This is a genomic window from Candidatus Protochlamydia naegleriophila, from assembly GCF_001499655.1.
Lineage (GTDB): Bacteria > Chlamydiota > Chlamydiia > Chlamydiales > Parachlamydiaceae > Protochlamydia > Protochlamydia naegleriophila.
This window is the reverse complement of the sequence record NZ_LN879502.1, coordinates 2,706,753-2,731,794: the sequence shown is the minus strand read 5'-3', so window position 1 is coordinate 2,731,794 and position 25,042 is coordinate 2,706,753. Positions and strand designations below refer to the sequence as shown.

Annotated in this window: 16 protein-coding genes and 1 tRNA gene; 8 read left to right on the top strand and 9 right to left on the bottom strand. The window is 45.2% G+C overall.

Annotated elements, in window-relative coordinates; genetic code table 11:
* Positions 1-63: 63 nt before the first annotated feature.
* The 3 genes from PNK_RS11555 to PNK_RS11545 form a co-directional block, all read right to left on the bottom strand.
* Entirely contained in the window at positions 64-696 is a 633-nt protein-coding gene (locus tag PNK_RS11555; protein ID WP_032124601.1) for an MBL fold metallo-hydrolase, read from the bottom strand.
* A tRNA-Arg gene (locus PNK_RS11550) sits at positions 697-770 on the bottom strand.
* Between the two features lie 496 nt (positions 771-1,266).
* Positions 1,267-5,808 carry an RHS repeat domain-containing protein gene (locus PNK_RS11545; protein ID WP_059062158.1) on the bottom strand — a complete coding sequence of 1,514 codons (4,542 nt, stop codon included), beginning with the start codon at positions 5,806-5,808 and terminating at the stop codon, positions 1,267-1,269.
* A 131-nt stretch (positions 5,809-5,939) separates the two neighbouring features.
* Here PNK_RS11545 and PNK_RS11540 point away from each other — a divergent pair, with 131 nt between their 5' ends.
* The 6 genes from PNK_RS11540 to PNK_RS11515 all read left to right on the top strand — a co-directional run bounded on the left by PNK_RS11540 (position 5,940) and on the right by PNK_RS11515 (position 13,733).
* On the top strand, positions 5,940-7,955 hold the full coding sequence (locus PNK_RS11540; RefSeq protein ID WP_059062155.1) for an F-box protein: 2,016 nt from the start codon (positions 5,940-5,942) through the stop codon (positions 7,953-7,955).
* A gap of 90 nt (positions 7,956-8,045) precedes the next feature.
* Complete coding sequence (gene trkA, locus PNK_RS11535; RefSeq protein ID WP_032124598.1) at positions 8,046-9,407, top strand: Trk system potassium transporter TrkA; 1,362 nt, start codon at positions 8,046-8,048, stop codon at positions 9,405-9,407.
* Positions 9,408-9,419: 12 nt separating this feature from the next.
* The gene (locus PNK_RS11530) at positions 9,420-11,063 is read left to right on the top strand and encodes a TrkH family potassium uptake protein (protein WP_059062153.1); all 1,644 of its coding nucleotides are present in this window, start codon (positions 9,420-9,422) and stop codon (positions 11,061-11,063) included.
* Positions 11,064-11,177: 114 nt separating this feature from the next.
* Complete coding sequence (locus PNK_RS11525; RefSeq protein ID WP_059062151.1) at positions 11,178-11,978, top strand: 50S ribosomal protein L11 methyltransferase; 801 nt, start codon at positions 11,178-11,180, stop codon at positions 11,976-11,978.
* A gap of 111 nt (positions 11,979-12,089) precedes the next feature.
* Complete coding sequence (locus tag PNK_RS11520) at positions 12,090-12,419, top strand: hypothetical protein (RefSeq protein WP_032124595.1); 330 nt, start codon at positions 12,090-12,092, stop codon at positions 12,417-12,419.
* Positions 12,420-12,734: 315 nt separating this feature from the next.
* Positions 12,735-13,733: a zinc-dependent alcohol dehydrogenase family protein gene (locus PNK_RS11515; RefSeq protein WP_059062439.1), complete on the top strand. Its 999-nt coding sequence runs from the start codon at positions 12,735-12,737 to the stop codon at positions 13,731-13,733.
* Between the two features lie 72 nt (positions 13,734-13,805).
* Here PNK_RS11515 and PNK_RS11510 read toward each other — a convergent pair whose 3' ends face one another.
* The 5 genes from PNK_RS11510 to PNK_RS13540 form a co-directional block, all read right to left on the bottom strand.
* Entirely contained in the window at positions 13,806-14,060 is a 255-nt protein-coding gene (locus tag PNK_RS11510; protein ID WP_032124593.1) for an FmdB family zinc ribbon protein, read from the bottom strand.
* Positions 14,061-14,141: 81 nt separating this feature from the next.
* Positions 14,142-15,824 (bottom strand): chaperonin GroEL, encoded by a 1,683-nt coding sequence (gene groL, locus PNK_RS11505; RefSeq protein ID WP_059062149.1) that lies wholly within the window; start codon positions 15,822-15,824, stop codon positions 14,142-14,144.
* A gap of 25 nt (positions 15,825-15,849) precedes the next feature.
* Positions 15,850-16,146 (bottom strand): co-chaperone GroES, encoded by a 297-nt coding sequence (locus PNK_RS11500; RefSeq protein ID WP_032124591.1) that lies wholly within the window; start codon positions 16,144-16,146, stop codon positions 15,850-15,852.
* A 266-nt stretch (positions 16,147-16,412) separates the two neighbouring features.
* Entirely contained in the window at positions 16,413-17,669 is a 1,257-nt protein-coding gene (locus tag PNK_RS11495) for an exo-beta-N-acetylmuramidase NamZ family protein (protein ID WP_032124590.1), read from the bottom strand.
* A 110-nt stretch (positions 17,670-17,779) separates the two neighbouring features.
* Positions 17,780-17,947, bottom strand: coding sequence for a hypothetical protein (locus PNK_RS13540; protein ID WP_158021804.1), 168 nt, complete (start codon positions 17,945-17,947; stop codon positions 17,780-17,782).
* 436 nt (positions 17,948-18,383) lie between these two features.
* Between PNK_RS13540 and PNK_RS11490 the strand changes: the two genes are divergently transcribed.
* Complete coding sequence (locus PNK_RS11490; RefSeq protein ID WP_059062147.1) at positions 18,384-22,049, top strand: proline dehydrogenase family protein; 3,666 nt, start codon at positions 18,384-18,386, stop codon at positions 22,047-22,049.
* A complete protein-coding gene (locus tag PNK_RS11485) occupies positions 22,042-24,225 on the top strand; it encodes an ATP-dependent helicase (protein ID WP_032124588.1) in 2,184 nt (727 codons plus the stop codon). The genes PNK_RS11490 and PNK_RS11485 overlap by 8 nt, the downstream gene beginning before the upstream one ends.
* A 118-nt stretch (positions 24,226-24,343) precedes the next feature.
* Here the strand turns inward: PNK_RS11485 and PNK_RS11480 are convergent, their stop codons facing one another.
* Complete coding sequence (locus tag PNK_RS11480) at positions 24,344-25,027, bottom strand: hypothetical protein (protein WP_059062145.1); 684 nt, start codon at positions 25,025-25,027, stop codon at positions 24,344-24,346.
* Positions 25,028-25,042: the final 15 nt, after the last annotated feature.

The window sequence follows — 25,042 nt, the reverse complement described above, 5'->3', positions numbered from 1 at the left end:
AAGATGTTAGGTTATAAAGATTATAAGAGGTTTATCATAGCAAAAGCTTTCGAAAGAAGTCTATTATTCAAATAATTGCTTGGCGTTCGGCAACCACGATTCGGCTCCGATGGTCGTGCTTGGTCCATGGCCAGGATAGACCTTTGTTTCTGGGGGGAGTTTGGCTAGCTTATCGAGCGATGACCACATGAGAGGGGGTTGGCTCGTTGGAAAAGAGAGATTGCCGATGGTTCCCTTGAATAACGTATCGCCAGCGATTAATGTGGCTGTTTTGGCTTCATAGAAGCAGACGCTTCCAGGAGAATGCCCGGGTGTATGAATGACTTGAAAAGTTAAATCCCCGACAGAGATGGGAGTTTCCTCTTGGATGAAGACATCAGGTGTTACTCCTCTGATTGAAATCCAGTAGGGAAGTCCGTCGCTACCTGGCTTTTCTAAATTGGGAGCATCTAGGGGATGAATGTAAACGGGGATGGAGTAAAACTCTTTAAGAGAGTGGACGTCAGCAATGTGATCCCAATGAGAATGGGTCAATAAAATTGCCTTGCAAGTAAGGTGGTGGTGGTGAATGGAGTTTTGTATTGGTTGGGCCGATTCTGGCGCAGGATCAACTATGATTGCTTCCTTGGTAATCGGACAAGCAACTACATAAGCGTTGGTAGAAAATGGACCTGATGGAAAAGCTTGAATAAACATTGCACCGGAGAGGATTCGAACCTCTAACCGCCCGGTTCGTAGCCGGGTACTCTATCCAATTGAGCTACCAGTGCAAAGGAAGATGAGATTGTAATTGGATATGCCCTTTTTTTGCAAGGGCTTTATTCGTAAAAAAGTAAAATTCTCTATTTCCCCGAGGGAAAAGGGGTGTTTCCCTAGCTAAGGGAAGCCATTTTTTGTGCGCATTTTGCATGCAAAAGTGGCTTCTTTTCGATATTGATTCAAGTGAAGGATTTATATGTGTCTATCCATTCGAGTAAAGATTTTGATTCCCAACAAGCATCTTTGGCTAGTTGCTGCAAGCTTCCAATTAAGGATTGTCAGAGGTCGTTAGGGCGCCTGATCGAGCATTACCTGTTTAGAAACTATAACCTATTGCGATGAGCGACTAGTGTGAGATTGTGAGTAAGAGTTCGAAAAGTAATGAGAGATTGAAGAATGGATTTAAACTGTTAGAGTGAATGAATGTCGCTTTTAGAACAAGGCTCACCCAGGCATTTTGCCTGGGTAGAGATTGACTCCAAAACAGTTGCCTGTGATGGATTAGGGCTATGGGCTAAATTCTCTTAAGAATTGTTCTCCAAGCTGTCGAATAATTGGGGCATAGGTGGGACCGCTGAGAAAGTGATCTTTGATGCCGAGAGTTGAGCATAAATGCCAGGATAAGAAGTCTCCTTGGAAGCGAATATTGCTGCTGGGATCAAATAGGTTGCGGATATTGCCAAATAGATCGAGCTTACAAACTCCATCATGGACACTTACATAGTTGACGACATTTTCGAAGCCTTGATTGCAGACCATGGTTGCCGATCCAAAGGTGACGACGCGAATCATTCGTTGCTCTTCGGGACTCAATAATGCGCGAGCACGATCTGTTTCCGTTCCTCCGAGACTGTGAGCATAGTGTATGATCGTTCCGCCTCCTTCTATGCCTCCCATCTCATGAATGAGGGAGCGCCACTGCGCTGCTAAAAGATGAGCGTGAATCGATCTAAAACCTAAACCAAAAGCCATTTTAATTATCATGGCGCGGCTGATATCCCATGTCCACCCTTCGGTTGGACGGAAGATGTAGTGGACCTTGACGCCGCCGTGTGACTCAGAAATAATCTCGAGATTTTCTAGCATGTCTTTGTGGCTGGTTAAAATTCCGTTGATGAAACTCACCCGGATTTTATCGCCCATCTCTTTTTTGCCGTAAGTGCCTACTTCGGTGCGTTCATAATCATTGCCCATCAAAGCATAGGTTGTGCTGCCGAATAAACGCCTGCCAATTCTTTCAAAAGCAGCACCCAGAGGTTCGGGCAGCTTAAGTTCAGAATTGAGCCTGGTTTTGAAGTGATGAGCAGAGGTTTGCAAATGATGGAAACTATCGAAGAAAAAGTTAATGGCTGTATCCCAAACGTTACCGATTGAAAAGAGTCCATAGAGATCGTAGTGGTTGATGCTGTTGTTCCTGACGAAGGCATAGAGGTTGGGCGTATCGTAGAAAAAGAGAGGATCTGGAGAGAGCCATCTTCCCATTTGCGGGTCGTAGTAGCGTTTGCCGAAAGAGACGAGGCCCGTTTGCTCTTCCATGCGTTTACTAGAAAAACGCCAGGGATTGCCCACCTCGGAGCCTTCTAACCGTTCTCCTAGAGAATCGAAGATGGTTTCAATGCCAAAGGCAGAATAGCGGTAAAATTCTGCTACAGCTCCCGTGGCGGTATCAACTAAGCAACGTACCGAGCCTTGATGATCGTGAATCGGGGCAAAGACTCTTTCGCCGATTTCAATGGCGATGGCGGCGCTGATTTCGGCTCCTTTACCGAGCCCAAGGACGCGCAACTCTGTTAGTTGATATGCATGGTTGAGTTTGCCGATTTCCTTATGACCGTCGTAGATGAAAAAGCTCGCATGGTCCTTTTTCCAGGTTGCCTCTTGGCTATTCCAAAGGTAAATTTCCTGACTCAAACAGCGGTCGAAGGCATCGTAGAGGTAATGGACGGAAAATTGAGTCGGACAGGTGATGGAGGTGAGGCGATTTAAGGCATCGTAAGTATATTCATAAGGCCTTCCCGAGCCGTGCTTACCAACTAGATTGCCATTAGAGTCGTAGAGGAATTGATGGGAAGGAGTTTCAACTAACTGGTTGAGGGGATTAACCTTCCAAGCTTGGCCATTTTGGGCTATGCGGTTGTAAAGAGAGTCATAGTGATAGCTGTGATTGACCTCTCCTTGCTCTTCAAGAAGCTGGTTATCATCAGCATAGACGTAAGAGTGATTGATAGAGCCCAGCGGATCTTCGATTGAGAGAGCTGTTAAGCGATTTGCTCTATCGGATTCGGTGATCGTTTCCGACCACCAAGGAGATTCAATGGCGATCAATTGCCCTTGTGCATCGTGACGGTAACTTAGCGATCCCACACCGGCAATTAAATCGCAGCTATTGATGGCTCCAGCAGGATGACTGTAGTTGTAGTGATGGATGTAAACGGAGTTTTGGTCGGCATCAGTGCGTTCAACCGATTTTAAATAAGAGCCCTCATAGTGGTAGAGAATGCGTGATGCATCGGGCAATTCAATCTCAGTTTTGCGTCCAGCTAGGTCATAGTTATAGCGAAGCGTCGTGTGCTCCGTTCCCAAGTTTTCTTCAACGACTTCGTCGAAAGCATTATAACGTTTGGTTTGAACGATGTCGTGGATGAGGTCGTGCACTGCGACCAAGCGTTGTTGGCCATCATAGTGATAGGCGTACGCGAATGAGCTATCACTCGCTTTAAAAGAAGCTAAAAGGTTCTTGCTATTATAGGTATAATTGAGGGCAATGCCATCAGGCTTGATTAGAGCGATTAAACGCCCACTTTCGTCGTATTGATAATAGGTGACCTTTTGATGAGAGGAGCCAGCTGCTTCGTAGAGGGCTAGGAGTCGGCCGCTACTATCGTAGCTCCAACGAATCAAATAACTGCCCGCTTCCTGCCCATTTGCTAAAATGAGATGCTTCTCTAAAACTTTTTGACCACTTTTGTTGTAGCGAATGTGATGTTCGCGCATCTTCTCTCCGAGAGAATTCAGCTGAACAGAAGAATCTAGGCGTCCTAGCACATCGTAGGTATTTAATTCCTTAATACCTTTTTCATTTACTGTTTCACATAGCTTGACATACTGTCCCAGAGAATTACGCGTAGACAATTCTTGCGTAAACAACGCCTCTGGCTTTTGAGTATTTTCTACTCTGCGCTGAATATTCCCATAGGCATCTTCTAGACGAGTAGCTGTCGTTTGCTGCCAAGCATCTTTTTCTTCGATTTTCGCCACAAAGCCATCGCTTTGAGGACTGAACCATTCACTTGTTTGAATGCGCTCTCCACAGGCGTCGTAGGACCATTCGACACGCTTAATTCCATCTGCTGTCTTGTGGAAAGAGCGTATCTGCCGTCCGGCTCCGTCGTATTCGAAATCGATCGTAAACTGCGCTCCGTTACTCAGGCTGGAAACAGCACTGCCGCGATAGGTATAGTTTAATGCTCTTAGCAGCTCGCCGGAGGCTGCATGCTCTTCAACGCGAGTTGTCCGGCCGGTTTTATCGCGTGAGATGGTTGTACGTACTCCTTTACGGTCGATTTTTTCCTTTAACTCACCATCTAGATAATAGGTCAGGGTTTCGCTTGAGCCATCGGGATGCTGAATGTAGACGGGCTTAGAGCGACTGTTATGGCGTGTGCGTGTGATTCCGCCTTGTGTATCCTCTACTTCGACGACTTGATCGCATATATTGTAGGATTGGTGCAATGTTAGCTGAATGGGATTGTCATTTTCGTCCAGAACTGCCGGCAGTTTGGTTTCAATCAAACGGCCAAATAAATCGTATTCGTAAGTCGTTTCATTGCCATAGGCATCAAGCGATGCAATGCGCAACCCTTCATCATTAAAGCGGTCCTCGAAGGCTGTCTCGGGAGCGCTAACCTCTTCTCCGCGGCTGTCAACCGTTGAGACGAGTTGGCCTTGATCATTGTAATTGAAGTGAATAGAGTAGCGTAAGTTTTCATCCGCGTCGTAAAAATCTTTTTTAAGTGGCGCTCCTTCATCTGAATAGGCATAAACGGTACGGTCCAGTAAGACCTCTTGAGAAGAATCTAAATCCAAATAAAGGCTTTCTGTGACGAGAGGTTGTGAAAAGGCCGCTCCTGTATGGCAAGATTGAATGTGTATAATTTGACGATTAGTTAAACCTGTAAGGTCATCTTCTGTTGATCCTTGCCCATCGTCGAAGACGGTGCGGCAGAGGAGCCCCTTCTCATCGTAATGGTAAAAAGCTCTTGATAAGAGGCCGTTGGCGTATCCTTTTAATTTGGCTAGGCAACGCTTAGTCTTAGGCTCGTATTGATAGGTAGTGGTGATTCCATTGTCTTCTCTAATGCTAAGGAGGAGATCGGGCTCGGTTGGGTGATAGCGGTAGGCCGTCGCATAATTTTCGATCCCATTAAATTCAGGAGTACCGTCAGATTCGATTATCAAGGGAAATGGGCAGGATCCCGACAAATTTCCATACAGTGTTTCTCTGATTAACTGCCCCTGGTCGTCATAGCTAAATTGTGTGCAGTGAATGGCCTGCCTCTTTCCATCTTCTAAGACACGACTCGTCATTAAAGGCGCTTTTAAATCGGTCCTCCAAAAAAAACGCTCGCTGCGATAGAGAGCATAATGGCCCTCTTGTTTTTCGTACTGTTCGACCGATTCAAGTAAGTGTTTAGGAGAATAGCGATACACGCTCTTGCGTTGAGGGTGATCGATAATTTCCGTCATTCCAGGTTCATAGAAAAAATAAATAGGCTCCTGTTTCGAATCGACCACCGTTTGAGACTTGATTCTTCCAATCCGAAAGTCTCCTTTGGCCAGTTGAATCTTCCGACTCCCTACCAAATTAGTCCCTTGTATATAGTACTCCGATTGAATACCGACAGGTTCGATTCCCTCCCCTTTTCCCGTCATCACATTAATGGAATTGACGAAGGGAGTGGGAGCTGTCACGGATGGCGAATCTGCGGCTAAGAAGTGGGTTAGCAGGCATGCAACGAATAGAATGAATCGGAAAGCTTTTTTATACATGGTTTATTTATTAAGTGGGTTAATCATTAATATGAGATCGAGATTATAAAAAGGTTTAATTTGTCTTGCAACCATTCGTTTTTTGAAATCATGCATTAAGGGTGCAAATTTAAAGGATTAATAATTGTTGTATGAAAACTCTTTATAATATTTTTTATGGCAATTCTTCTTTGAAAAAGGAAGCAACGGATGTAGAGGAAGGACTTCCTTTACTACCAGAGGTGAATCGACCAGTGGGTTCTGTGCAGCGGAGAGTTGTGTGGGATGGGGATGACATTTCTATTAATGTCTTTGATTTTCTGGCACCGCCGCACTTAATTCATGCGATTGGACTTGTTTGCAAACAGTGGCGGCACCTCTCATCATATTCATTTTTAGTTTGGAATAAATTTTTACCTAATCATTTTGTCGCCCAGCAGGCGGAGCGCGATTATTGTCAGACTTATTTAGACTGGCTTGCGATGGGGTGGCGATGCGAGAATGAAGAATTCACTTCTAAAAGAATCGTTTCTCCGTTTGGCGGTTTTATTACGACGATGGCGACTTTAGCCGATCGGCTGATTTTAGGATCGAATCGGGGATTTATTTCTGTCCTTGATACTCAAAAAACTAAGTTGCTAAGTTCGACGCGTATTCAAGCGGGGCATGCGATTCAATGCTTGGATGCTCTTGCGGGTTGTTTAGCGCTTGCTACCGTTGATGAAAAATATTTGAAGAGCGAAGAGCAATACTTCAAACGGTTGGTCAATCCATCTGCAGTTAAAGGAACATTGCAATTTTGGCATTTGGAGACGCTGACGCCAGATAAGACGGTTGAATTCGACCATACGGTAAAATCAATTAAGATTCATGCTTTTGAAGATAAGAGGGGGACACAGACGATTGTTGCCGTTCACGTGTATGGCAATCGCTTATTCATTTTTGATAGAGGAGGGCAGGTTTTAGACTCCCTTGCGCACGTGTCTTCTTTTTGTTTAAATGATGACGAGCTATTTGTCATGCGGCGCGAAAATGGAGAGCGCTTCATGGCCTATTATCGTTTACAATCGGGGGAAACTCCTTATCTAAAAGAGCTTAAAAAACACAAGACCCCTCTCCCTTTATTAACAGTTGGGATGAATGCAGCCAGCAAGACACTCTTTCTTTATTCAGGTAAGGCATTTTATGAAATAGATCGACAAGACTGGCTTGAAGATCGTGTAGATTGTTTACAAGCCACCACAATAAAAAATATTAAAAAAATCGTTCATCTCTCACTAGAAAGAAAAATTGCAGTTACGGAAGTACGCGATCCCAATGTTTTACCCATGTACGCCTTGACGTTTTTTAACAAAAACCGAATAGAAGCCACTTGGTTTGCCTGCGGCTATCGCTTCAATTTTGTACCTTTTGTTGTCATTGCAGATAAAAAATGTTACGTGCTGGGTTCTAGAGAACCCATGCAGCGGGTGGATGAAACGTTAGCCTTAGATTGCTACGATTTAACATCGCCCAATTATCTGGGGCAGCTCGCCTCTAAAATCAATTGGGTGACTGGCAAGCGCTCTTTTTGTTCTTATATATTGAGTGAAAAAAAATGGGCGGTCTTTGGCATTCCATTTCTAATGGGGCAAGCAGCTTTAGGGCTGGCAGGGGCGAGTGTTCTTGGCGCTCACGATCTTGTGCCATCAAAACTATTGAATACCATTCAATTTGTCCATCTCTTGGCTAGCGGGCTTTTGGTATTGACTTATCCGTTAAGCATGCATAGGGTTTATCAAGAAGAGAGTATTGTTAGTATGAGACTGCTAGCTTCAATGATGTTTCTGCCCTTGGCGCTCTTGACTTCTCATAAACTGAAATGGAGTCAATCTCAATTTTTAGAAATGCTAAACGGTTTTTTACTTTGGCGTATTAAGAAGATTCGCCAGGATAGCCAAAAAGAATCGCAGCAGCTCGAGCCTACCGATTCCTTACAGGCTATATGCCCGATTTCAAGAGCTCCGATCAGGCATCCGGTTGAGTCGGATGGAAAATGGTTTGAAAAATCGTGGCACTTAGAGTTTTTAGAGTATGCATTCATGATTTCCGGAGAAACGACTGGTGATTTTGAAATGAATGATGGGAGAGAAAGCGAGGAGTTCAGTCCACCAGGTGCTAATGTTTGATAGTTATGCAATATTTGGAGCTTGATTGATTCATATAGAGAATAAAGGCATACTGGCGTCATCTGCTTACTTGAAAGGGCTCGTGTTTGTATGAATATTGTGATTGTTGGCGCCGGTGATGTCGGTCTTTACATGGCGAGTTTGTTGTCCAAACAAAAGCATAACGTGATTCTAATTGATAAGAACGGTGCTAAGCTAGAGGAGCTGGCTTGGCAAATGGATGTGGCTATACGTGAAGGCTCAGGAACAGATTGGCAATTGATCGGTGACTTATTGGAGATCAGGCCCGACTTATTCTTAGCATTGACGAATAATGATGAGGTTAATCTGGTCTCTTGTTCGATTGCTAAGAATTTAGGTTATCCGCGTACCATTGCGCGCGTCAAGGACAATCGCTTTCTTAATCGCATTCGCTTAGATTTTGCAAGACTTTTCAACGTCGATTATTTTATTAGCCCCGAGTTGCTCGTGGCGTATGATATTTATAAAAACATTACGAGCCCTGGATTTTTGGCCTTTGAAAATTTTGCTCATGGCGAAGTGCAAATGCGCACTTTGCGTGTTCCTGCTAGCTGGAGTTATTATCACCTGAAGTTGGCCGAGTTGCGCCTGCCAAAGGGGATCATGATCGCTTTGATTTACCGTTTCCAAGACGATCAACCGGGGCAAGAAGCTGAGCTGATTTTTCCGCACGGGACCGATCGCATCTTCCCGGGCGACGAAGTCACTCTAATTGGCGAGCGGGATCAAATGGCTGAGATCCACCATTTTTTCGGTTTGTCCATCGAAAAAGTCGACAATGTAGTCATCGTTGGAGGATCCCTTGTGGGGGTTAATCTAGCCAAAATTTTGCAAGAACATAGAATCCAGGTACGCCTCATCGATCGCAATCATCGACGCTGTTTGGAACTGGCTGAGGAATTTCCCGATTGCCATATTATCCATCATGATGGAACCGATTTGGACTTCCTTCTGTCGGAGAAGATGAGCCATGCAGATTATTTTGTCATGTGTACGGGCAATGAAGAAGTCAACGTGCTTGGTGGCCTAGTGGCCAAGGAGGCTGGCTGCGAAAAGGTAGCCATTATTCTTTCAAATAATCGCTTTATGTCTTTGGTGAACCGCCTGGGCGTCGTTCATGTTGTTTCCCCTAAACTTGCCGTAGCTAATCGCGTGATTTCGTTGGCAGCCTCTAAGGCAGTCACCTCTTTAGTTTCTCTGTATGAAAACGAAGCCGAAATTTTAGAGATTACCGTCTCATTAAATTCAAAAATAATTGGCATTCCGCTTTCTGAGATAGGGCCGCAATTACCAAAAGACTTTTTGATTGCGATGATACAAAATCGCGGCCGAATCACCATTGCTAAAGGTGACAGCATCATTTGTCCCGGGGATACGGTCATCGTCGTGTCCAATCCAAAATATTTTCAAGATTTGGAAAAAATTTTTTAAGGAAAGAGGATTGTGTTTTACCGCGAAATTTTGAGGATCTTAAGCTCCTATCTCTTTCTCTATGCGGCCATTTTAAGCGTTCCATTTGCATTGGCAGCCTATTATCAGTTTGTGGCCGATCCGGTGAGGCATCCTCAACCCGCTTCGACTCTTGCCTTTGCCTATACGATTGCCATTTGTTTAGGATTGGCCTTTTTTTTTAAACAAGGTATGCGCCAAGCCAAAGCTGCGCTTTATCGGCGCGAGTCTCTTGCGACAGCAGTCATCATTTGGTTTTTGACGCCAGCCATTGGCTGCCTCCCCTTTGTTTTTTCTGGAACTCTTCAAAGAATTGACCAAGCTTATTTTGAAGCAGCATCTGGCTTTACAACAACAGGTGCGACTGTTTTGGAAGCAAAAAAATACGACCCCGAAACAGGGAAGGAAATTCCAATCCGCCGCACCTATTGCGGCATGCAGCAGACCACTTATGAATTCTACGGCACGGTTGCTCCTGTTACCAATGCGCTTGGTAAGCAGTTTGAGGGAATCGAAGCTGTCAGTCATGCCCTTCTTTTTTGGCGTAGCCTTATGCAGTGGCTGGGAGGCATGGGAATATTGGTCTTATTTGTCGCTTTTTTGCCCGAACTTGGGGTTAAAGGCAAATTTCTTTTTCAAACAGAGTCTCCAGGACCCATCAAAGAGGCCTTAACGCCCCGCATCACCGAAACGGCTTTGCAACTTTGGCAAATTTACGTTGGATTGACGATTGCCGAAATTATCCTTTTGCTGGCAACTAATCGGCAAATGCCTTTGTTTGATGCTGTGACCATCACACTTGCTACCGTCTCAACAGGAGGATTTAGCGTTCACAATCAGAGTCTTGGATATTACCAGAATTTTAACACGGAATGGATTGTCCTAGTTTTTATGATTTTGGGTAGTATTAACTTTTCTTTTTACTATTACATTATCAAGGGTAAGATTTATCGCTTATTTGAGCCGGAATTTGCCCTTTACATGGCCCTGTTATTGGTTTTGGGTGGTTTTATTGCATGGAATCTAATTGGCGTCGAAAGAATATCTTTGACAGGTGAGTCTGAAGGGATGTATTCATGGAAGGAGGCGCTGCATATGGGCTTCTTTCAATTGATCTCTGCTCAAACATCGACTGGTTTTTTCTTGGCGGATTATGATCATTGGCCGGCCATTGTTCAAGCTATCATCCTGATTGCCATGTATTTAGGTGGAATGGCGGGTTCGACAGCGGGCGGGATTAAAATTGTTCGCTTCTACATGCTATTTCAAATCATCTTGAGCAAGGTCGAATCGATTTTTAGGCCCAAAACGATCCGCATCATCCGTCTTGGGCAAAGGGAAATCGACCAATCTGCCGCCGTGTCGGTTCTTTGCTTTTTTATTCTGGTCATGGTCTTCTCTGTTTTAGCAACGCTTTGTTACGTTGCCGACCAGATCGATCCAGAAACCGCTTTGGGATTGACGGCGTGTATGATCAACAATACGGGGGGAGCTTTTCGGGCTGCAGGCCCTATGAGCACAATGGCTTTTCTCTCTCCCTTCTCGACGCTGCTTTCAAGCTTTGTCATGATTTTAGGGCGTCTCGAATTTTATGCTGTGCTCGTATTACTGGTGCCTGCTTTTTGGAAGGATCATTAGCCTTAATGCTTCGTTGCTGATTGCAAGCTAAAACATCGCCTTGTTCAATAGGCTTGCATTGCATCTCTTTTTTCCTTTAGACTTGTCGATCATTCACTTACCCCTATAGCTAGTATGAAAGAATTCTATCGTTTGAGTTTTCAAAATAAGCTTTCTTTAGAAGAGGCTTGGCAAGAATTAGAAATGGCAGGCCTTGAATTGGCTTATGGTGAGGAAGAAGATGACAAGGTGATTCTCTACCTTTATCTCAATTCGTCCGAAGAGATCTGTTCCTATTCTTGGATAGACACCTACGAAAAGACCACTCTTTCTCCCATCGATTGGGAGGCACAATGGGCTTCGCATGGCTTAGACTTTCACGATGGTGCCGTGCACGTTTCATTCGAAGCTTATGGTAAAGAAGCTAAGTCCATCATGCTTAAACCAGGGCCTGGATTTGGCGATCTATCTCATCCCACGACTCATTTGGTCTTGCGCTTGATGGCCCGTTTCATCAATGGACAATCTATCGTCGATATCGGTTCTGGAAGTGGGGTCTTATCTTTGGCTGCCATTGCCATGGGTGCCTCCTTTGCTTATGGAATTGATATCGATCCGGCGGCGATTGAACATGCTGTTCAAAATGCGGCATTCAATCAAATGGATGCCTCTTGCCATTTTTGCTTGCCGGGTGATTTTCAATTCAATTCTTTAGACGCGCCCTTGATTGTGATGAATATGATTTCTTCCGAACAGCAAGTCGCATGGGAATCTTTGCCTATTCTCCATGCTTTGCCAGGTCTTAGATTGGTATCCGGCATTAGACAAGAAGAAAGAGAGGCTTATATGAACCAAGTAAAAAGTTGGGGATGGACGTTGAAGGAAGAAATCGAACAGGATGGCTGGCTCGGATTTTGTTTTACCTCAGCCTCTTGATGGCGTGTCTTTCCAGGAATGAAAGCTCTTGAAGCTTACAATCCAAGGAGCTAAGTAGTTGTGCAAAATCAGCTAACGTGCTACGGTTATTCCTAATCATTAGGTGATTACATGAATATGAGAGTTAATTTTCCGAGTTTTAATGCTTGTTTACAAGCACTCCCTCAAGTGCCTCAATCGGTCTCCGATTTTTTATCATCTGAACACGTGCGCAGGGTTAAAGAGGTTGCGCTGTCTATCTTCAGGCAGATTTACAACTTCTTTAGTAATTACAATAGCGAAAGCACTCAATCAGGGGGTAGCGTGAAATCGATTGGAATGATCGGTTTTATGTCTTTAATTGCCATTATGCTGATCACTCTACTGCGCACTCCCCGCAATGGCAACCGCGAGCAAAACCGCGCTGGATTTCTTCCTCCTGTGACTCCAGGAAGAGGGTAGGATTTAGCATTGTAGCTTGAACTTGCCCGCTTATTTCGAATCCCAGGACTATTAAGTATTCAAGCCAATCAGCCAACGATTGGCTTTTTTTTGTTCTGTGAGGCTCTTACCAACGGCTACACGCGCCCTAGATTAATCCTAAGATTTTAAGCACGATGATCACGCCTAGTGGGACACCCAGGATCCAAATAAGGGCCATTCTTCCTAAACCCATGACTACTCCCATTTGCTAGGTGTTATTTTTACTGAATATGTGTATATAATAATTTGAATAAAGCGACAAGTCGAGTTTTAATGGCAGAGGAGGATCCAAGCATGCGCGCCATGGTTTTAAAGCAGCCGAATACTCCATTGAAACTCATAGATTTGCCCATTCCAGAGCCTGGAAAGAAGCAAGTGCTTATTAAGGTCATCGCCTGTGGCGTCTGTCGCACAGATTTGCATGTCTCGTCCGGCGAATTAGAAAAGCCTCACTTGCCTTTAGTGTTGGGACACCAGGTTGTTGGTACAATTGCCAAGCAAGGAGCCGAGAGCGGACGTTTTGCAATCGGCCAACGGGTTGGAGCTCCCTGGCTTGGCACAAGCTGCGAACAGTGCTCTTTTTGCTTAAGCGGTGCAGAAAATCTATGTGAAAACGCCCTTTACCGCGGCTATCAGTTTAATGGCGGCTTTGCCGAGTATTGCCTTGCCGATGAAGAGTTTATTTTTCCCATTCCTGAAGAATATTCCTCTTTACATGCGGCCCCATTGCTTTGTGCCGGTTTAATCGGCTATCGCACGCTTAAACTGGCGGGTGATGGTAAGCGACTGGGGTTTTATGGATTCGGCGCATCGGCCCATATTCTCATTCAATTGGCCGTTCAGCAAGGAAGAGAGGTCTATACCTTTTCAAGGGAGGGAGATAATCATTCCCAAGCTTTTGCTAGAAAGCTAGGAGCGACTTGGACGGGTGAATCGAGCCAGCTGCCACCCGTTCCTCTCGATGCGGCTTTAATCTTTGCGCCGATTGGATCGATCGTGCCTTTGGCTCTTAGGGCGGTGCGTAAAGGAGGAAGTGTCGTGTCTGCTGGCATTTATATGACAGACATTCCCTCTTTTCCCTATTCTCTTTTGTATGGGGAGCGTATTTTGCGCTCTGTCACCAATTTGACAAGACGGGATGGACTGGAATTTTTTGAGTTGATTGCCCGCTATCCCATTCAGACGAGCGTGACAGCCTATCTTTTGGAGGAGGCTAATCAAGCATTAAGCGATTTAAAAGAAGGGAGGTTCTCTGGGTCGGCCGTCTTGGTGATCGACTCAGGCACTAAGTAGAGGGGAAGAAGGGGATTGGCGCCATCGGTTTTAAATGGGAGTGAATTGAGATCAAAAGATCTCAATTCAGCATTAACCATTTGATGAGCAAGAAGAAGGGCTTCCGCAAGGGCAGCAGCCGCCTGAAGATGGTTTTGAAGGGGTGTTGTTGTAGTCGGTAATATAGAATCCTGACCCCTTAAAGTGCAGTCCCGACCCACCGCCAGGCTTGCGCTTGAACTCTGCCTGATGACATGCTGGGCAATCTACTAAAGGCTGTTCGCTCATTTTTTGGAAAATTTCTTCTTCGTGGCCACAGCTAGCACATGAATAATCGTAATGGGGCATTGAATACACTCCTGTTTTGCTATCTGTAAAGCTAGCTAACTAGCTTTACAGACTTGAAGGTTTAAAGCTTGGACTTAAAGGTTACATCATTCCCATTCCACCCATGCCCATGCCGCCCATTCCCATTCCACCCATGCCACCCATGCCATCCATTCCAGGCATACCAGCAGGTTGTTGAGATTTTGGCTGAGGCTTATCGGTGATCATGGCTGCAGTCGTGAGCAGGAGACCAGCAATCGAAGCTGCATTGATGAGTGCGCTTTTAGTGACCAAGACAGGATCAATTACCCCTGCTTGAAGCAGGTCTTTGAATTCGTCTGTCAAGCCATCGTAGCCATAAGCTCCGGTCGCTTCGTAAATCTTTTCTGCAATCAAGTTGCCTTGCTTGCCACAGTTATTAGCAATGGCTGTTGCAGGTGCAAAAGCGGCTTGCTTAATAATAGAGGCTCCGATGGCTTCATCGCCACTTAACTTTAAGTTTTCGAGTGTCTTGACAGCACGAAGCAGGGCTACGCCGCCTCCAGGAACGATTCCTTGAGCTACAGCTGCTCTTGTTGCATGCAGAGCGTCTTCAACACGCGCCTTCTTTTCTTTTAATTCAGTTTCGGTTGCAGCGCCAACATTGACAACAGCCACTCCGCCAACCATCTTAGCCAAACGCTCTTCTAGTTTTTCTCTATCGTACTTTGACGTACTAGAGTTGTTGAGCTCAGCTTTGATTTGAGCGATGCGCTCTTTGACTTCATTGGGATGACCGGCACCGTCGATGAGTGTTGTTTCTTCTTTAGAAACCTTGATTGTCTTAGCGCGACCGAGGACCTCGGGACCCACTTCGTCTAACTGCAAGCCGACTTCTTCCGACACAACTTTACCGCCGGTTAAAATAGCGATGTCTTGCAGCATAGCCTTGCGGCGATCGCCAAATCCTGGAGCTTTAACCGCACAAACAGCCATTCCCGCTTTAAGCTTATTGACAACCAATGTTGCCAAGGCTTCACCATCAATGTCTTCAGCAATGATGAGCAGAGGACGCGCACCTTTCGCCATGACTTTTTCTAAGATGGGGATAATGTCTTTGGCTGTTGACAACTTTTTGTCGGTAATCAATATGGCTGCATTTGAGAGTTCGACAGACATGTGCTCGGCATTCGTGATGAAGTAAGGCGAGACGTAGCCTTTGTCAAACTGCATCCCTTCTACGTAGTCGACGTGCGTTTCAATGCCTTTCGCTTCGGCGACAGAGATGATACCATCTTTGCCGACTCTTTCCATCGCCTCTCCAATGATGCGACCAATGTCGTAATCGTTGTTGGCTGAAATGGTGGCAATCTGCTGTACTTCTTGCGCCGTATTGATCGGAGTGGAAATCTGATCTAAGGCGTGCGTCATAGCATCGACAGCCTGATCGATGCCCCGCTTTAAGCTCATCGGATTGGCTCCGGCCGTGACATTTTTTACGCCGGCTGAATAGATGGCCTCTGCCAATACAATCGCCGTCGTGGTGCCATCGCCTGCCGAATCGGATGTCTTGGCGGCCACTTGATTGACGAGCTGGGCGCCCATATTCTCAAATTTATCTTTAAGAACCACTTCCTTAGCAACGGTTACACCGTCTTTTGTAGAAAGAGGAGAGCCAAAACCCTTGTTTATGACAACATTGCGCCCTTTGGGTCCCAATGTCACCTTAACAGCTTTCGCAAGCGTTTTAACCCCTTTTAAAATAGACTTTAACGCTTCTTCGTTGAATTGTAGCATCTTTGCCATAGGTCCGTCCTTGTTCTAAAAAGGGTTATGATAAAATTCCCAGAATATCGCTCTCGGACAAGATTAAATAATCTTCTTCATTGTCTTTTACTTCTGTTCCAGCATAGGCGCCGAAAAGAATGCGATCACCAATCTTGACAGAAATAGGTTCTAACTGCCCATTCTCGCTCAATTTACCAGGGCCTGCTGCAATGACATGTCCTTCTCTTGGTTTTTCTTGTGCCGAATCAGGAAGGAGAATGCCTCCTTTTGAGGTTGCCGCTTTTGCTCTTTGAACTACAACTCGATCTCCTAAAGGTCTGATTTTCGTCTTAGCTGTCATCTCTATTCTCCTGTTTTGAATGCTTATTTAATCAAATTGATTTCAAAACTTGAATTTTCAACTGTAATCCCCAACATCGAATCTCTTAAACGACTCAATATTAGCCCCTGAAAACTTTTGCCTTGTCCAAAACTTAGGTTTTGAAATCAATCCGCTGCCAACTTTACAAGGCATTTTAAAAACGATGGCGATTTATGTCAAGTGCGATAGGGATACTTTTTAGCAACTAAGCAATTGAAGTGCCAATTTTTATAAGTTATTGTTTTTCAAGGATCAGATGATCCATAGGTGGTGATGAGATAGGCGCGGCGCTTTGTGCAGTAAGCGGCCCGTTCTTGTTTGTGGAGTGCGCCGAGTTTCCAAGTAACATATTTTTCATCCTTCAAGATACGGTAGACTTCGGCGGTGCCGTTGACCTTATTAAACATGTCTTGGCGGTGGGAGGCTTGGGCAAAGGCCTCTTGAAATTCTTTTGGGTACAAAGTCTTGAGCATGCCGATCAGCAGGTATTGGGTTGTCACGGGAAGGTAAGATTTGGAATTTGTGATGACAATGAGGACCCCTTGGCAATCCTGATGGGCAAAGCGGCCGAAAAAAGGGCGGTAGTAAAAGGGGTGGAAGTTGACGCCTGGGAAATTTTGTTCATTGAGTTTATTGGCGAATAGTTTGGCGTCGATCCAAGGAGCGCCCACGACCTTAAAGGGAAGCGTATAACCGATTCCGATGTTGACCAGCTGAAGTTCGCCGAGCAAACCGGTGGTAGGGTAGTAAAAAGCTGTTTGAGATTCTGGGATATGAGGGCTGGTTGGAATCCAGGTCAGTCCTGTATCGGCAAATGTCATGTGGCGCTGCCACCCTTGCATGGGAATGACTGTAAGGAGGCATCCAATGCGGTATTCGCCGTTAAAGTAGGCTGCGAGTTCTCCCACTGTCATTCCATGGCAATAGGGAACATTGATGTAGCCGACGAACGAGCGCCATCGCTCTTCCATGAGAGGGCCGTCGATCGTATGGCCATTGAGCGGATTGGGCCGGTCTAGGACGATAACGGGAAGCTTGTGCTTGGCCGCTTCTTCCATGACGTAAAACAGGGTGGAAATGTAGGTGTAGGAGCGAGATCCGATGTCTTGAATGTCGAAAACAATCAGATCGAGATTTCTAAGCATTTGAGCCGAGGGACGTCGAGTGGAGCCATGGAGGCTGTAAACGGGAATCCCATCCTCTTGCGCGTCAGGGACTTTCTCATCGGCATATTGGGCGCCGTTGAGGCCGTGTTCTGGAGCAAAGAGAGCGCTGAGTTTAAAATTATAAGTAGAGGCTTGTTTTTTAAAGCAATCAATGGTCGATTGCCCTTGAGCATTTATGGCCGTATGATTGGTGACGAGCCCCACCCGTTTGTTGCGCACGACATGTACATATTCAGAAGTGAAAAGGCGATCAACGCCCACTTTAACTTGAGCACACAGCGTTGCTTGCATGAACAGGCAACAGAGCAAGCAGATCCAACGGTTTTTTTCTGACATCTATTTATACTAAGAGGGGTAAAATTCTATAAGTGAAAAGCGTTGTATCAATTTCTTTTTAACTTATCTAGTAAATTGAGTTGTTCGACCGACTTTTAGGCTTTCATCTCTTAATTTTTCCATCCTTTGGGGAAATATTTCCATCTGGAAAGCAACAGTAAGAGCAAGGCCGCCAACTCCGTCTTGTTGACTAAGTCGCTGTATTTAGAAAGCCTCTTAGATGAAGAGAGCGTACGCTCAATCAGTGCCTGCAAGGCGAGCAAAAGTAAAAATCTCATTTAAACCTCCTCAAACTCTGATTCGAGTCTGCTAATAAATAAACATCTTAATTGTTAATCACATATAATTATAATCTAAAACATAATTTATAATTAAATGGTTGTTGTTTATTTTGAGTCATTTATTGTTGGTTTCTGAGAAGTGGGGGAAGGCGCTCAGGAAAAGCTTTTTTTAAAGCGGGGTGTCTGTTATAAAAGAGCGCTTATTTTGGCATGGTTCCTCCTTGGGTTACAGGGAAAGTGTGTTTGCAAGCCCTGATTAGTGAATTGTAGATATCGTGAGCCTTGCTTCATTTCCTTGCGAAAGGCTATCAGCTTAACCCAAAAAAATCACACGACTTAAGCCTCCTTGACCATTCCTAATATTTAATCGCTATTTTTAAGAGAGTCCAAAAAGGTGCCCTTTTGTTTAGAACCCTTTAATACAAGGTAGAATATGGAAGAGTCCTCCCTCATAGCAAAGGCTAATGCTCAAATCCAATCAGTTAAAGGCAAAACGCTTTCTTCTCAAGAAAGGTGTGAAGCTTCGGTGACTTTAGCAGCGACGATGTTAGAGGAGGCTCAGCAGATACAAACGGCGGCAGAGAAACGGCAACAGGCCGAGCTTGCGGGGATGATGAACGACCCGATTGGCAAGATTTTTACCACTGCTATTACCGATCAATGTTTCCGTAGCCAGCGTTCTAGTCGAGTGGCAGATCAATTAGTCCATGTTATCAAAAAGTATGGTGTTCCCAAGTATTTATCGGCCGATAAGCGATTGGCTTTGCAAGCCTTTACGTTGGTTGGCAAATTTTTATCTCCAGCAATTGTTCCTTTGACTATTCAGCTTATTCGCAAAGAGACTAATAACGTCATTTTGCCTGGTGAAGAAAAGGCTCTTGCCAAGCACATGCAAAAAAGGAGGCAGGAAGGGGTTCGAATCAATTTGAACCACTTAGGAGAAGCTATTTTAGGGGAAGAGGAGGCACATCATCGCCTGCAAATTTATTTAAATGATTTGATCAAGCCTTCTGTCGAATATATCTCCATCAAGATTTCAACGATCTATAGCCAAATCAATTTACTGGCTTGGGATGAGACGTTAGAGATATTGGCCGATCGTTTGCGCCAATTATATAGGGCTGCCATGAAGAATCGGTATGTGCGGGCAGATGGCCGGTCGGTTCCTAAGTTTGTCAATTTAGACATGGAAGAATATCGCGACCTGCATTTGACCGTGGCTCTTTTCCGCAAAGTGTTGAACGAACCCGAATTCTATCAGCATGAGGCTGGAATTGTCCTGCAAAGTTATTTACCAGACTCGTTTCTCATTCAACAAGAGCTGACTGTGTGGGCCATGCAGCGATTGGTACAAGGGGGGGGGCCGATAAAGATTCGCATTGTAAAAGGTGCCAATCTGGCTATGGAGCAGTTTGAAGCCGCTCTTCGCTTATGGCCGCAGGCTCCTTACAATACGAAGGCCGATGTGGATGCCAATTATAAGCGGATGGTTACTTATGGCTGTGAAAAAGAACATGCACAGGCGGCTCACTTGGGAATTGCGAGCCATAATTTATTTGACATAGCTTATGCAATGCTTCTAAGAGCCGAAAATGGGGTTGAAAAAGAGGTGTGCTTTGAGATGTTGGAGGGAATGGCCGATAACATCCGCCGTGTTGTACAAAAATTGTCTGGAGACATGCTCCTTTATTGTCCTGCCGCTACTAAAGCTGAATTTCAAAACGCGGTGGCCTATTTAGTGCGCCGCCTGGACGAAAATACGGCACCGGAGAATTTCTTGCGTCATGTCTTCGATCTCAAGCCTGGTACCGAACAATGGCAGCAACAGGTTAACTTATTCTCCCAAGCATGCCAAAACTATAAGCAGGTCTCTTATAAGCCTAGAAGGCATCAAAACCGTCTGTCTGAAGAATCCGCCTTAAAAGAAGGGTATTGCTTTCAAAACGTAGCTGATACCGATTGGTCTTTGCCAGCTAACCGCAAGTGGGCTCAAAAAATTATTGAAGAGTGGAAGCACAAGAAGCATAAGCCGGTTCCTTTAGTCATCAATGGACATTATTATGTTCCGGAAGGTGTCAAGGGAATTGGAGAAGATCCATCTTATCCAGGCCAAACGCTTTACAACTATGCTTTAGCAACTAAGCAACACGTCGATCAAGCCCTGCAAACGGCTCAAGAAGCTCAAAAAAACTGGTCTGAGACCTCTGTTGAAGAAAGGGCGCATGTGCTTGCCAAGATTGCCCAGGGGATGGAAAAGCATCGGGGAAAATTGATTGGGGCTATGATTGCCGATACGGGCAAAACAATTCAGGAAGCCGACATTGAAGTGTCAGAGGCAATCGATTTCGCCAACTACTATCGCTTGAGCCTCTTAGAATGGGCGCAGTTGCCAGATATAAAGTGGAAGTCGAAAGGAGTCGTGCTTGTGGCGCCTCCTTGGAACTTTCCTTGCTCAATTGCTGCGGGAGGTATTCTGGCAGCCTTGGCAACCGGCAATACGGTGATCTTTAAGCCAGCAGCAGAAGCCGTTTTAGTCGACTGGTATTTGGCTCAAATTTTTTGGGAAGCGGGCATCACTCAACAAGTTTTGCAATTCATCACGTGCGAAGATGATCCGGTTGGCAGCCAACTCATTCAAGATCCACGCGTTGCGTTGGTGGTGTTGACTGGTGCAACCGAAACAGCTAAACTCTTTTTGCGCTTAAGACCGAATTTAGATTTGATGGCCGAAACGGGTGGAAAAAATACGATGGTGATCACGGCTATTTGCGATAGAGATCTTGCCATCAAAGATTTGATCCATTCAGCTTTTGGACATGCAGGGCAAAAGTGCAGTGCTTGCAGTTTGGCAATTTTAGAGGCTGAGGTATACGATGATCCCCATTTCCGCAAGCAACTGCGCGATGCTGCAGCTAGCATGATCGTTGGTTCCCCTTGGAGTTTAAAAACCAAGATGAATCCACTCATCAGAGCGGCTCATCCTGCACTGCTGCGAGGCTTGACAACCCTGGAAGAAGGGGAAGAGTGGCTATTAGAACCCAAGCAGGATCCAGTCAATCCTCATCTGTGGAGTCCTGGCATCAAACTAGGCGTCAAACCCAAAAGCTTCACCTTTGAAACCGAGCTCTTCGGTCCAGTTTTGGGGCTGGTGCGAGCAGCGACGTTTGAAGATGCTTTAACTATGATGAATCAAACGGCTTATGGGTTAACGGCGGGCATTCATTCCTTGGATGAACGGGAACAAGAAAAGTGGTTAAAGCAAATCGAAGCGGGCAATTGTTATATCAATCGTACCGTGACGGGCGCCGTAGTCGAACGCCAGCCTTTTGGAGGATGCAAAGACAGCAGCTTTGGCAAAGGGTCGAAAGCAGGCGGGCCGAACTACCTTGTCCAGTTTATGCAGGCCGAGCAGTTTGCTTTACCAGCAGAGGAAGAGGAGCTAAGCGGTGCGATCTTGGACTTTTTCAAAGCGGTAGCTAATCAGGAGCTCCTAACAAGCCCGCAAGAAAAAGCCATTTGGAACAGCAGTGTGAAGAGCTATGCATTTTATTGGAATCATTATTTTTCGAAGAAGCACGATCCAAGCCTCGTGATGGGGCAAGATAATTTGCAGTGCTATAAGCCGCATGAAACCATTTTGCTGAGAGGCAGAACGGATGATTCCTTGCTTGATCTTTTAAGAGTTACGGCAGCTGCCATAGTGTGCTCAACGCCGCTTGATGTTAGCCTTGAAGATGAGAGCCTATATAATCAGATCAGGAAGCTTAATCTTTCAGGCTCTATTAAGGTTAGGCATGAATCAGAGCTTGCTTTAATGCAGAGAGTGAAAAAAGGTGAAATCAAGCGTGTGCGCCTACTAGGACCAGTTTCAGCGCAGTTGCAAGAAGCCTTGGCGCATGCAGCTTGCCATATCAATGCAGGCGCAGTATTAGCCAATGGAAGATTAGAGTTATTACACCTCTTAAGAGAGGTGAGTATCAGTCGCGATTATCATCGCTATGGAAATTTAGGTGATAGGGAAAAAGAGAAGCGGCACCCCTTGCCAGGATGTGAAGGGGAGCAGTCTTCGCCGTGTGGAGCATGTGTGTGTCATGGATAAAGTATTTAGTCTCAACCCAGAGCAGCAAGATGCTGTTGAAACTCTAGAAGGACCTGTTTTAGTTTTGGCCGGAGCCGGTTCCGGGAAAACGCGCGTGGTCACATCGAGAATTGTTCATTTGATTGAAAATGGCATTTCTCCTTCCAATATTTTAGGGGTGACATTCACGAATAAAGCGGCGCAAGAGATGCGTGAGAGAATTTGCAAACTGACGCAGCATCAAGTGCTGATTTGCACCTTTCACAGTCTGGGGGCAAGAGTATTGCGCGAATGCATTCACGCGCTGGGCTACCAGCGCGATTTTACAATCTATGACGAAGAAGATGTAGAAAAGCTCGTCAAAGCTTGTTTGGTCGAGCTGAATTTGAAAGATAAAAAAATGGATGCAAAGCCTTTTCGACAAATGATTTCGCAGGCAAAAAATGCTCTGCAACAGCCAGATCAACTTTTGCATTTTGACCAGTCAAGTGATATCGAACAAGCCTTTCCGAGCGTCTATGCGTTGTATCAAAGAAAGCTGCAAGAGTATCAGGCGGTGGATTTTGACGATCTTCTTTTTTTAACGGTTAGAATCTGGCGCGAACATCCTGGACTTTTGATGCGCTATCAAGATAAATGGCCTTTTGTCTTGATCGATGAATATCAAGACACGAATGCGGCTCAGTACACCATGACTCAGCTCCTAGTCGAAAAAAGACGCAATCTATTCGTTGTGGGCGATCCCGACCAATCCATTTATTCATGGAGAGGAGCCAATGTTCAAAATATTTTGAACTTTGAGCGGGACTACCCAGGAGCCAAAGTCATCCGCTTGGAGCAAAATTACCGCAGCCGCATGAATATTTTGAACACTGCGAATGCTTTGATCAGCCACAATACCAATCGCATTGAAAAGGAATTGTGGAGCGAGCTGGGCGATGGAGAGAAAATTAAGCTCTATATTGGAGAAGACGAGCGTGCGGAAGCCGAATTTGTGGCATCGCAAGTAACTTACCATAAGGCTCAGCACAAGATCGCCTTGAATGACATGGTCATCTTCTATCGCACTAATGCGCAGTCACGGGTTTTTGAAGATTATCTCCTTTATCGAGGCATTCCTTATGTAATTGTGGGTGGTATTTCTTTCTATCAAAGGCGTGAAATCAAAGATATTTTAGCCTATTTGCGCTTTTCGCAGTCGGGAGCCGATTACATTGCATTTGCCCGTACCATTAATTTGCCTAAGCGGGGACTTGGCGATGCAACGATTGAAAAGATCAGGCAAGGCGCCAATGAAGAAGGAATGACGATTTTAGCCTTTTGCGAAGCTCTCTTGAAGGAAACCCCCATGCGCGCCATTGTGCGCTTAACGGCTAAGCAAAAAGAGGGGCTCGCAGCCTATATTCAAGTCATTCACGATCTGCGTGTATTGAGCAAGAAGGGATCGATCCGCGAGCTTGTTTTGGGAGCCATTGAGCAGACTGGTTACTTAAGCTACCTCATGGAAGATAAAGAAACTTATGAAGAGCGAAGAGAAAACCTGGATGAATTGATCACGAAGGCAGTCGAGTGGGAAATATCTGCTCCAGACCCATCTTTAGAAGCTTTTTTAGAAGAGCTTTCCCTAAAGTCTAGCCTGGATGAGGCAGACCAATCCCAGGATCGTTTAAGCCTCATGACAATTCATAATGGGAAGGGATTAGAGTTTAAAACCACGTTCTTAGTCGGATTGGAAGAGGATCTTTTTCCTCACGTGAATTCTAAAAATAACCGTGAAGATGTCGAAGAAGAGCGCAGGCTTTGCTATGTGGGGATTACAAGAGCTAAGGAATACCTCTATTTAAGCTTTTGCCATACGAGATATTTATGGGGTAATCTCCGTTTCCAAAAGCCTAGCCGGTTCTTAAAAGAGCTGCCATCGGAGTATATAGAAAAGTGTAGGCAAGCCCAAATTGTGTCCAAGTATGCTTTACCAGAGCATCCTCAACGGGAGAATGTGACCTATGTGCAAAAGCCTGTTCCGCAAAATGTTGAGGAGTTTGAGCCTGGAGCTACGATTTTTCATAAAGACTTCGGCATAGGTCAGGTGAAAGAGGCTTATCAGGGCTCGATGGGATTGACCTACAAAATTTTCTTCACCAAGGACAATAGCTTAAAAACCTTGGTTGCCAAATATGCGGTTTTGAGCCGCGTATAGAAGGCTAATCTATTAAAGGAGTTTAACGCTCCACCCCAACAGTCTCTGTTTTTAATCACAAGAAAAGATAATCAAAGGCTCCTTCCCGCTTTAAAAGCGGCAAGGAGCATAAGATCGCCTATCTACTATAATATTGTGGATAGACGTTGCTTTCTGGGTTAGTATAGGTTGATCGCACGCCCGAATCAAATGTTTGAGTCGTATTGTAGGGGTAGGATCCTGAATAGGGATAGCCTGAAGTATTGTAGGAGCGATATCCCGATGTATTGTAGGAGCTATATGGATAAGAGTTGCCAGCCGAGTTATATGAGCTGTAAGGATAATTGTTGTAATAATAGACTTGATCTTGAGGGTAGCTGCGATAGTTATAGCGGTCACCGTAGCGATAGTTTGCATAATTGTGAGAGGGTCTTGGGTCTGCATCATAGCCAATTCCGCGCGTGCCCGGATGTTCTTCGTCATATGCTTGGCTTTGTGTTTCGCCACTGTAGAAAGCTCGTTTGTCATAGCGCCAGTTTTCTTTGTAGTCCCAATCCCCTAGACGCAAATTGCGCTCATACAAAGTTCTGTCTTCATTGCGATCAACATAGGCTATTTCTTCCTTTCCTTCGTAGCGGCTTACATCGTGTGGCTTTGCGCTTTGATTAGGTGCAGGGTAGTAGTTTTGGTTGGTTGGCTGATTGGGGGAAGCGGCTCGAGGCTGTTGGTTGGTAGCAGGAGCAGCATACAGAGAGGTAAAGGCGACTAAAGCGAAATTGAATGCGGTACAAAAAGCACGTTTAGATAGATAAGTTGTTAGCATAAAACCTCCAAACAA

Coding starts and splice junctions, on each gene's coding strand:
- PNK_RS11500 (WP_032124591.1), bottom strand. CDS start 16,146: ATGACAGCTAAGACGAAAATCAGACCTTTAGGAGATCGAGTTGTAGTT.
- PNK_RS11520 (WP_032124595.1), top strand. CDS start 12,090: ATGAATATGAGAGTTAATTTTCCGAGTTTTAATGCTTGTTTACAAGCA.
- PNK_RS11485 (WP_032124588.1), top strand. CDS start 22,042: ATGGATAAAGTATTTAGTCTCAACCCAGAGCAGCAAGATGCTGTTGAA.
- groL (WP_059062149.1), bottom strand. CDS start 15,824: ATGGCAAAGATGCTACAATTCAACGAAGAAGCGTTAAAGTCTATTTTA.
- PNK_RS11495 (WP_032124590.1), bottom strand. CDS start 17,669: ATGTCAGAAAAAAACCGTTGGATCTGCTTGCTCTGTTGCCTGTTCATG.
- PNK_RS11490 (WP_059062147.1), top strand. CDS start 18,384: ATGGAAGAGTCCTCCCTCATAGCAAAGGCTAATGCTCAAATCCAATCA.
- trkA (WP_032124598.1), top strand. CDS start 8,046: ATGAATATTGTGATTGTTGGCGCCGGTGATGTCGGTCTTTACATGGCG.
- PNK_RS11545 (WP_059062158.1), bottom strand. CDS start 5,808: ATGTATAAAAAAGCTTTCCGATTCATTCTATTCGTTGCATGCCTGCTA.
- PNK_RS11510 (WP_032124593.1), bottom strand. CDS start 14,060: ATGCCCCATTACGATTATTCATGTGCTAGCTGTGGCCACGAAGAAGAA.
- PNK_RS11515 (WP_059062439.1), top strand. CDS start 12,735: ATGCGCGCCATGGTTTTAAAGCAGCCGAATACTCCATTGAAACTCATA.
- PNK_RS11555 (WP_032124601.1), bottom strand. CDS start 696: ATGTTTATTCAAGCTTTTCCATCAGGTCCATTTTCTACCAACGCTTAT.
- PNK_RS11525 (WP_059062151.1), top strand. CDS start 11,178: ATGAAAGAATTCTATCGTTTGAGTTTTCAAAATAAGCTTTCTTTAGAA.
- PNK_RS11480 (WP_059062145.1), bottom strand. CDS start 25,027: ATGCTAACAACTTATCTATCTAAACGTGCTTTTTGTACCGCATTCAAT.
- PNK_RS11540 (WP_059062155.1), top strand. CDS start 5,940: ATGAAAACTCTTTATAATATTTTTTATGGCAATTCTTCTTTGAAAAAG.
- PNK_RS13540 (WP_158021804.1), bottom strand. CDS start 17,947: ATGAGATTTTTACTTTTGCTCGCCTTGCAGGCACTGATTGAGCGTACG.